The following is an 8,129-nucleotide window of genomic DNA, read 5'->3' as shown; positions in this document are numbered from 1 at the left end:
CACAAGCTTGGCGGTCCCACAGGCGTCGGCGCTCTGGTCGTGCGTGATGGCGCACCATTGACGCCGGATCGCCGCGGCGGCGGCCAGGAACGCTATCGCCGCGCCGGGACCGAGAACGTCGCAGGCATTGTCGGATTCGGGGCTGCGGCCGAGGCTGGGGCGTCGGGCCTCGATGTAGATCGGCTGCGCGATCGACTGGAGTCGGAGCTGAGGTGGATCGCGCCGGGCGCCATTGCTTATGGCGCGGATGCAGTGCGACTTGGCAACACGAGCTGCGTATCGATGCCGGGCGTGATGGCCGAGACCCAGGTCATGGCACTAGATCTGGCAGGGATCTGCGTTTCTGCTGGCGCGGCCTGTTCCTCTGGCAAGGTCGGGCGGTCGGCGGTGCTGGAGGCCATGGGGGTGCCTGCCGTCGAAGCGGCCACGGCCACTCGCATCAGCCTTGGCTGGAACACGACCGCGCAGGATATCGAGCGCTTGATCGCCGCCTGGCGCGACCTATATATCCGAGCAGCGCACTCGGATATCTCCCAAGCCCAGGCCGCATAGTGATTTCAAGGGGTTAACATGAACGCTCTGGCACAGATCCGGCGCAACGATCAGCCGATATACCTCGACTATCAGGCCACGACGCCGATGGATCCGCGCGTCCTCGAAGCCATGATGCCCTACTTCACGTACAAGTTCGGCAACGCCCATTCGCGTAGCCATTCCTACGGCTGGGAGGCGGAAGAGGCCGTGGAGAAGGCGCGGGCGCAGGTCGCCAAGCTGATCGGCGCCGACGAGAAGGAGATCATCTACACGTCCGGCGCCACCGAATCGAACAATCTCGCCATCAAGGGCGTGGCCGAGTTCTACAAGGACCGTCGCAACCACATCGTCACCACGGTGACGGAGCACAAGTGCGTGCTCGATACCTGCCGCCACCTCGAACAGCAGGGCTTCTCGGTCACCTATCTACCGGTGCAGAAGAACGGCCTTGTCGATCTCGGGCAGCTCCGCGCCGCGGTGACGGACAAGACCGTGCTCGTGTCGGTGATGGCGGTAAACAACGAGATCGGCGTCATCCAGCCGCTGGCCGAGATTGGCAAGATCTGCCGTGAGAAGGGGGCGTTCTTCCATACCGACGCCGCCCAGGCCGCGGGCAAGATTCCACTCGACGTCAATGCCATGAACATCGACCTGATGAGCATTTCAGGTCACAAGATCTACGGACCCAAGGGCATTGGTGCGCTCTACGTCCGCCGCAAGCCGCGTGTGCGTCTGGTGGCACTGATCAATGGCGGCGGCCAGGAGCGTGGCTTTCGTTCCGGCACCTTGCCGACGCCGCTGTGTGTCGGCCTGGGCGAGGCGGCCGAGGTTTGCATGAAGGAGATGGATGCCGAGGCGAAGCGCCTGACGAAGCTGCGTGACCGCATGCTGAAGGGGCTGCAGGCGAAGTTGCCGGAAATCTATGTCAACGGCGATCTCGACCATCGCATTCCGGGCAATCTCAACATCAGCTTCGCCTATGTCGAGGGCGAGTCGCTGATGATGGGAATCAAGAGCCTGTCGGTCTCGTCCGGCTCGGCCTGTACCTCGGCCTCGCTGGAGCCGAGCTATGTGCTGCGGGCTCTTGGCGTCGACGAGGAATTGGCGCACACGTCCTTGCGCATCGGCCTTGGCCGGTTCACGACCGAGCAGGAAGTGGATACCGCGGTCGACGAGCTCGTGCGCCACGTCACCAAGCTGCGACAGATGAGCCCGCTCTGGGAGATGGCCCAGGAAGGCATCGATCTGAAGTCCATCGAGTGGGCAGCGCACTAGCGCCGCCGCAAGATCCAAGGAGAGCGTCATGGCCTACAGCGAAAAGCTGATTGATCACTACGAGAACCCCCGCAACATCGGAGCGCTCGACAAGAATGCCGAGGATGTCGGTACGGGTCTGGTGGGTGCGCCGGCCTGCGGCGACGTGATGAAGCTGCAGATCAAGGTCGGCCCCGACGGTCTGATCGAGGACGCCAAGTTCAAGACGTTCGGTTGCGGTTCGGCGATCGCCTCCTCATCGCTTGTCACCGAGTGGGTAAAGGGCAAGACGATCGACGAGGCGGAGACGATCAAGAACACCGACATCGCCAAGCACCTTGCGCTGCCGCCCGTGAAGATACATTGCTCGGTCCTGGCGGAAGACGCGATCAAGGCGGCAATCGCCGACTATCGCGCCAAGACGCTGAAGAAGGATGAGTGCGCACCGGAAGGCCAGGAAGCGGTCGCCGCCGCCAAGTAGTCCCGGATTCGGAGCAGAGAGAGTTTCATGAGCACGCCTATCGTCACGGACGCCCCCAAGCCTGCCGTCGTGCCGCGACCGCGCCGTCCGCGCCCGCAGGTGATGACGGTGACGCCGGCGGCTGCCGAGCGCGTGAAAGCGTTGATCGACGGGCGCGGCAAGGCCACCGCGGGCGTGCGCATCGGCGTGCGCACCAAAGGCTGCTCCGGCCTTTCCTACACGTTGGAATTTGCCGAAAAGCAGGAGCCGATGGACGAGGTCGTGGAGACCGGGGGCATCAAGCTCCTGATCGACCCGAAGGCGTCGTTGTTCCTGATCGGCACCGAGATGGACTATGCGGAAGAGAAGCTGAAGTCGGGCTTCGTGTTCAGGAACCCGAACGAGAAGGGGCGCTGCGGCTGCGGCGAATCCTTTCACGTCTGACAGACTGAAGCGTTGGGATCATGGATCATTTCGCGCGGCTGGGAGTGCCGGCGGCGCTCGACCTGGAGCCCGCCCAGCTCGACAAGGCCTATTTCGCGCGGCAGCGCCAGTGGCATCCCGACCGGTTCGTCGCCAGGCCGCCTGAAGAGAAGGCGCGAGCCTCGACCGAGGCGGCGGCGCTGAACGACGCCTACCGCACGCTCAAGGATCCCCTGAGCCGTGCGGTCTATCTCGCGAGCCTGAAGGGCGTCGAATTGCCGGGCGACGGCAAGACCATCGACGATCCCGAGCTTCTCATGGAGGCGATGGAGGCGCGCGAGGCGTTGCTTGAGGCAGAGACGATCGAGGAAGTGGACTTGTTGGCCCGGAAAGCAGGTAGCGACATGGAGAATGCGCTGTCCGGTCTCGCCGGTTTGTTCTCGAGGGACGACAGGCCCGCCCTCAGAAGTGCGCTTCTGCGTCTGCGTTATCTCGACAAGTTTGCCGACGAAGCGCGGTCAAGACGGACAGCTCTCGAACGGGCGAAAGCATGACCCTGCTCGAGATCCATGAACCTGGCGAGACGCCTCTGCCGCATGCGGGCGAGGGAACGCTGGCGGTCGGCATCGATCTCGGCACGACGAATTCCGTCGTCGCGATCGCCCGCGACGGCAAGCCGGCCGCCTTGCACGACGAGACGGGCAGGGCGTTGGTGCCATCGGTGGTCGCTTATCCGAACTCGGGCGGCATCGTGGTGGGCGAGGAGGCGCGCCTGCTGATGGCCAGCGAGCCGCGCAACGTCGTGGCCTCGGTGAAGCGCCTGATGGGCCGTGGCGCGGCCGACCTTCACGCCGTGGCCGGCGTCCTGCCATACGAGATCGAGCCGGGCAGCGGCCAGACCGACATGGTGAAGCTGCGCATCGCCGGCAGGGCACGATCGCCGGTCGAGATCTCGGCGGAGATCCTGAAGGCGTTGCGCCAGCGCGCCGAAGCCGCGCTGGAGAAGCCGGTCGAGCGGGCGGTCATCACCGTGCCCGCCTACTTCGACGATGCGGCGCGCACGGCGACCCGCGATGCCGCCCGTGTCGCCGGACTCGAGGTGCTGCGCCTGGTGAATGAGCCGACCGCGGCGGCACTCGCCTATGGCCTCGACAAGGGATCGGAAGGCCTTTACGCGGTGTACGACCTTGGCGGCGGTACTTTCGACTTTTCGTTGCTGCGGCTGGAGAAGGGCGTGTTCCAGGTGCTGGCCACCGGCGGCGATACGGCGCTCGGCGGGGACGATTTCGACCGCGTGCTTGCCGAACGCCTGTTGGACGAGCGCAAGCGCGACGGCATCGCCGATCAGATCGATGAAGGCGCGGTGAAGACGGCGCTCGTCCTCGCGCGCCAGATGAAGGAGCAACTATCCGGTCGCGACAGGACTTCGGGACGGCTCGAGCTGGGCGGCGTGCCGTCGTTCCACGCGATCACGCGCGCACAGTTCGAGTCAATGATCGAAGCTCCGGTCAAGCGCACGGTCGACATCGCCCGGCAGGTGCTGGCCGACGCCAGTCTGACAGGCGGTGAAATCCACGGAGTGGTCCTGGTCGGCGGTTCGACACGCGTGCCGGCGGTCCGAGATCGGGTCGCCGCGATGATCGGCAAGCCGCCGCTCGTCGACATCGATCCTGACGAGGTGGTGGCGCTCGGCGCGGCGCTGCAAGCCGAGGCTCTGACTGCCGGGTCCGACACGCTGCTGCTCGACGTAACGCCGCTGTCGCTGGGGCTGGAGACGATGGGCGGCCTCGTCGAAAAGGTGGTGCCGCGAAACACGCCGATCCCGGTGCAACTCGCCCAGGAGTTCACGACCTACCAGGACGGACAGACGGCGATGGCGATCCACGTCGTGCAAGGCGAACGCGAAATGGTCACCGATTGCCGCAGTCTCGCGCGCTTTGAGCTCACCGGCATTCCTCCCATGACTGCCGGCGCGGCGCGCATCCGGGTGACCTTCGCCGTCGATGCCGACGGTCTGCTCACCGTGTCGGCGCAGGAGCGCACCACCGGGATCGCGCAGCGCATCGAGGTCAAGCCGTCCTATGGCCTGAGCCACGAAGACATGGCCGACATGCTCTACGACAGCCTGGAGAACGCCGAACAGGACATGGCGCAACGCCTGTTGACGGAAGCGCGGGTCGAGGCGCGACGGAGCCTGCTCGCGCTGGATGCCGCGCTCACGAAGGACGGCAGCCTGCTGTCGGCGAACGAGCGCAGTGCGCTTGATGCCGCGCGTGGTCGCCTCGAGAAGGCAATCGCCGGCGACGACCGTGACGAGATCAGTGCCGCAGCCGAAGCCCTCGAAGCTCTGTCCAAGCCGTTCGCCGAGCGGCGCATGGATCGCGGGATTCGCGAGGCGCTATCGGGGCTGTCGATGAGCGACCTGGAGCGCCGTGTCGGAGAGTGACGAGGTTCGAGTCGATGCCGAAGATGACGTTCATCCTGAAGGACGGGTCGCGCAAGGAGGTGGAGGCCCCGATCGGCCTTTCGGTGCTGGAGATTGCCCATAACAACGGCATCGACATCGAGGGAGCCTGCGAAGGCTCGCTCGCCTGCTCGACGTGCCATGTGATCGTGGAAGCGGTGTGGTTCGAGAAGCTCGCGCCGGCGAGCGAGGACGAGGAGGACATGCTGGACCTCGCCTTCGGGCTCACGCACACCTCGCGACTGGGCTGCCAGATCCGCATGAGCGAGGCGCTCGACGGACTGGTCGTGAAGCTGCCGGCGGCGACCCGCAACATGATGGTCGACAAGTAAGGGGAAGACGATGGCCGGAAAGCTGCGCTGGACCGACGTTCAAGACATCGCGATAGAGCTTGAGGAACGCCACCCCGAGGTCGACAATGTCAACCTTCGCTTCACCGATTTGCACCGCTGGATAATGGAATTGCCGAACTTCGCCGACGATCCGGGGCGTTCCAACGAGAAGATCCTCGAAGCGATCCAGGCCGCCTGGATCGAAGAGCGAGGCTGACGGGCTGCCCCAATTCGGTCTCAATTCCTCTCGTACAGTGGTTGTGGAGGGGCATATGAGGGGGTTGCTGAAACCGGCGCTGCTGCTGCTGATGACGGCATGTCTCGGCGCATGTGCGTCCGGCGGCGTCCAGCCCGGCATCGTCAGCCGGTCGGGGCCGCCTTCGGGTTATGGCCCGAACCAGACCTACGTTCCCAACACTGCTTACGGCCAGAATCAGGGCTACGTGCAAAATGCTTCGGCGGCAGGAGGCCCTGTCGCCGGCACGACGCCGCTCGACCCCAACGATCGCGCAACTTCGACGGGCGCCTACGCCGGGCCGCAACCGGCGGCAATGGCCGGCGACAGCGGTCGCGTCGTCTCGATCAACGAAGTCGGCCTTCGCGGCGGCCGTGGCGGATCGGGCAATGGCACGATGATCGGCGGCCTGCTGGGCGGCGTCGGGGGGGCCACGATCGGAGCGGCCACCGGCCATACCCTGGGCAGCGGTATCGTCGGCGGCCTGATCGGCGCGGTCGGCGGGGCGATCGTCGGCGCGATCTTCGACGGCAATCACGGCGGCGCGGGGGGTGGCCGCGGCATCGAGGTAACCGTGCAGAAGGATGACGGTCAGAAGGTGACGGTTGCCCAGCGCGACGATGGCGACATCCAGCTCGGCGACCGCGTCCAGATCGTGCAGGGGCGCGACGGCGTGGCAAAAGTGGTGCGCGACACTTCGCGTCGCTCGGACTAGATTGACCCGTCTCGTGTCTTCCCTGAGCGAAAGAGGTTAGGAGCGATGTCTGCGAAGTGGCTTCTCGGTCTGCTTTTGCCGCTGGTGCTCGCGACAACGCTTGGCGCGTGCGAGAATCAGGGCGTACAGCCGGGCGTCGTCCAGACCGCCAGTGGCTATCGCGGCGAAACGGGCCGCGTCATCTCAATTCGAGAGGTACCGTTGCGCGGTCAGTCGGGTATGAACAACGGCACGCTGGTCGGCGGTGGATTGGGCGCCGCTACCGGCGCGGTAGTCGGTGGCGCAGTCAGTCACTCCGTGGGCGGGGCGCTGGTCGGCGCCGTTCTGGGCGGCGTCGGCGGTGGCATCGCGGGTACGGCGATCGACCAGAATGGCGGCGGGCGGCGCGGCATCGAAGTCACGGTGCGCAAAGACGACGGATCCCGGGTCACCATTGCCCAGCCGGACGATGGCGACGTGCAAATGGGCGACCGGGTGGTCATCGTCTATGACCGCAACGGGGTCGCCAAGGCCATGCGGGACACCAGCTACCGCCGCGACTAGCGGCGCTGGCGACCGGTTGCCGGGGAGCCTATATAGCCCCCGCAATGACCCGCAATTCCCTCGATATCGAGAAGACGCCGGGCGACACGCGTGTCGTGGTCGCCATGTCCGGCGGCGTCGATTCGTCGGTCACGGCCGCGCTGCTGAAGGACGAGGGGTACGACGTTGTCGGCATCACCCTGCAGCTCTACGACCATGGCGCAGCAACAGGGAAGAGGGGCGCCTGCTGCGCCGGTCAGGATATCCGCGATGCCCGTGAGGTCGCTGAACGGCTGGGCATTCCGCACTATGTGCTCGACTACGAAAGGCGCTTCCGCAACGACGTGATGGACTCTTTCGCCGAGTCGTACATGCGCGGCGAGACGCCGGTTCCTTGTATCGCCTGCAATCGCACGGTGAAGTTTCGCGACCTGCTCAAGACGGCGCGTGATCTTGGCGCCGATACGCTGGCAACCGGCCACTATGTCCGCCGCGTGGTGGGTGAGGCGGGACCGGAGCTTCACCGCGGCATGGATCCCGCGCGCGACCAGAGCTACTTCCTGTTCGGCACCACGGCGGCACAGCTTGACGTTCTGCGTTTCCCGCTCGGTCATCTGTCGAAGATCGAGACACGGGCGCTGGCCGAGCGCTTCGACCTCGCGGTCGCCGACAAGCCCGACAGCCAGGACATCTGCTTCGTGCCGAACGGCGACTATCGCGCGGTGGTGCAAAAGCTCCGGCCAGAGGCGGACGATCCAGGCGACATCGTCGATATGGCCGGCAACGTTCTCGGACGGCACGACGGCGTCATTGGATTCACGGTCGGCCAGCGAAGGGGCCTGGCAACAGGTATGCGCAATGGCACGAACAACGAACCACTCTATGTGGTGAAGATCGAGCCCGGGACCCGCCGCATAGTCGTCGGGCCGCGCAGCGCGCTGGGGCGGCGGGAAATCGCTCTGTATGACGTGAACTGGCTCGGTCCGGATGTCAGCGGCCCATTGGCCGTTCAGGTACGCGTTCGCTCCTCGCAAGCGCTACGAGCTGCCGAGGTGTCCCGCGAACGAGAGACGCTCGCCGTCCGCTTTGCCGAACCCGAGATCGGCGTGTCGCCTGGCCAGGCCTGCGTGATCTACGACGGTGCTTCCGGCAGCCGTGTTCTCGGCGGCGGCTTCATCCAGCGCTTCGCA

General features: G+C 65.6%; 11 protein-coding genes. All 11 read left to right on the top strand.

Going from position 1 to position 8,129, the window contains the following annotated elements:
- A partial coding sequence (locus VH499_RS17080; RefSeq protein WP_332053948.1) for an aminotransferase class V-fold PLP-dependent enzyme occupies positions 1–552 on the top strand: 552 nt, incomplete at its 5' end.
- Positions 553–570: 18 nt separating this feature from the next.
- A complete protein-coding gene (locus tag VH499_RS17075; RefSeq protein ID WP_332053947.1) occupies positions 571–1,809 on the top strand; it encodes an IscS subfamily cysteine desulfurase in 1,239 nt (412 codons plus the stop codon).
- 28 nt (positions 1,810–1,837) lie between these two features.
- Positions 1,838–2,269: a Fe-S cluster assembly scaffold IscU gene (iscU, locus tag VH499_RS17070; protein WP_332053946.1), complete on the top strand. Its 432-nt coding sequence runs from the start codon at positions 1,838–1,840 to the stop codon at positions 2,267–2,269.
- 27 nt (positions 2,270–2,296) lie between these two features.
- On the top strand, positions 2,297–2,692 hold the full coding sequence (locus tag VH499_RS17065; RefSeq protein ID WP_332053945.1) for an iron-sulfur cluster assembly accessory protein: 396 nt from the start codon (positions 2,297–2,299) through the stop codon (positions 2,690–2,692).
- 20 nt (positions 2,693–2,712) lie between these two features.
- Positions 2,713–3,225 carry a Fe-S protein assembly co-chaperone HscB gene (hscB, locus tag VH499_RS17060; protein WP_332053944.1) on the top strand — a complete coding sequence of 171 codons (513 nt, stop codon included), beginning with the start codon at positions 2,713–2,715 and terminating at the stop codon, positions 3,223–3,225.
- Positions 3,222–5,117 carry a Fe-S protein assembly chaperone HscA gene (hscA, locus tag VH499_RS17055; protein WP_332053943.1) on the top strand — a complete coding sequence of 632 codons (1,896 nt, stop codon included), beginning with the start codon at positions 3,222–3,224 and terminating at the stop codon, positions 5,115–5,117. The genes hscB and hscA overlap by 4 nt, the downstream gene beginning before the upstream one ends.
- A 14-nt stretch (positions 5,118–5,131) precedes the next feature.
- Positions 5,132–5,467: a ferredoxin family 2Fe-2S iron-sulfur cluster binding protein gene (locus VH499_RS17050; protein WP_332053942.1), complete on the top strand. Its 336-nt coding sequence runs from the start codon at positions 5,132–5,134 to the stop codon at positions 5,465–5,467.
- Between the two features lie 10 nt (positions 5,468–5,477).
- Positions 5,478–5,684, top strand: a complete 207-nt coding sequence (gene iscX / locus VH499_RS17045) for a Fe-S cluster assembly protein IscX (RefSeq protein WP_332053941.1) — start codon at positions 5,478–5,480, stop codon at positions 5,682–5,684.
- A 55-nt stretch (positions 5,685–5,739) separates the two neighbouring features.
- Positions 5,740–6,417, top strand: coding sequence for a hypothetical protein (locus VH499_RS17040; protein WP_332053940.1), 678 nt, complete (start codon positions 5,740–5,742; stop codon positions 6,415–6,417).
- A gap of 45 nt (positions 6,418–6,462) precedes the next feature.
- On the top strand, positions 6,463–6,960 hold the full coding sequence (locus VH499_RS26185) for a hypothetical protein (RefSeq protein ID WP_414709805.1): 498 nt from the start codon (positions 6,463–6,465) through the stop codon (positions 6,958–6,960).
- Positions 6,961–7,004: 44 nt separating this feature from the next.
- Positions 7,005–8,129 (top strand): tRNA 2-thiouridine(34) synthase MnmA (gene mnmA, locus VH499_RS17030; RefSeq protein WP_332053939.1); only part of this gene is annotated, 1,125 nt, incomplete at its 3' end.

The organism is Reyranella sp., assembly GCF_036558665.1.
Taxonomy (GTDB): Bacteria; Pseudomonadota; Alphaproteobacteria; order Reyranellales; family Reyranellaceae; genus Reyranella.
The sequence above is the reverse complement of the archived record's forward strand: the minus strand, read 5'-3'. Positions and strand labels throughout refer to the sequence as shown.